At 31.2% G+C, this 378-nt stretch carries 2 protein-coding genes; both read left to right on the forward strand.

Annotated elements, in window-relative coordinates:
- Positions 1-186, forward strand: a 186-nt coding sequence (locus tag AB4Z20_RS28140) for a hypothetical protein (RefSeq protein ID WP_442091264.1), incomplete at its 5' end; no start/stop codon positions are given.
- The coding region (locus AB4Z20_RS28145) for a hypothetical protein (protein WP_442091266.1) at positions 183-378 on the forward strand (196 nt) is incomplete at its 3' end. The genes AB4Z20_RS28140 and AB4Z20_RS28145, both read left to right, overlap by 4 nt.

Below are 378 nucleotides of genomic sequence, written 5' to 3' on the forward strand. Positions count from 1 at the left end.
GTCATGCTTGCCTTACCTTCAAAAAGTAGGATGTTAGGATTACTAGAACTTATAGTTAGCTCAATTATAGGCATAGTGATTATAATGTTGTATATTGTTATATTTAATGTATTAGGATACAAAGAAATAAAGCACTTACCTTTTGGAGACAAATTATATCAAATGAAGAGAGGAAGACGGTCATGACACATACAATTACAATAGTTGGTTTAGGTAATTATGGCATTGATGAGTTACCTTTAGGTATCTATCGTTTTTTAGAAAAAGAGTCTAAAGTATATGCTAGAACCTTAAATCATCCTGTCATCAATACGCTAAAGAAAGAAATTGAATTCGAGAGTTTCGATAGTATTTATGAAGCACATGACCGTTTTGAAG

The organism is Pseudomonas sp. KB_12, from assembly GCF_052114545.1.
GTDB classification, from domain to species: Bacteria; Pseudomonadota; Gammaproteobacteria; order Pseudomonadales; family Pseudomonadaceae; genus Aquipseudomonas; species Aquipseudomonas brassicacearum.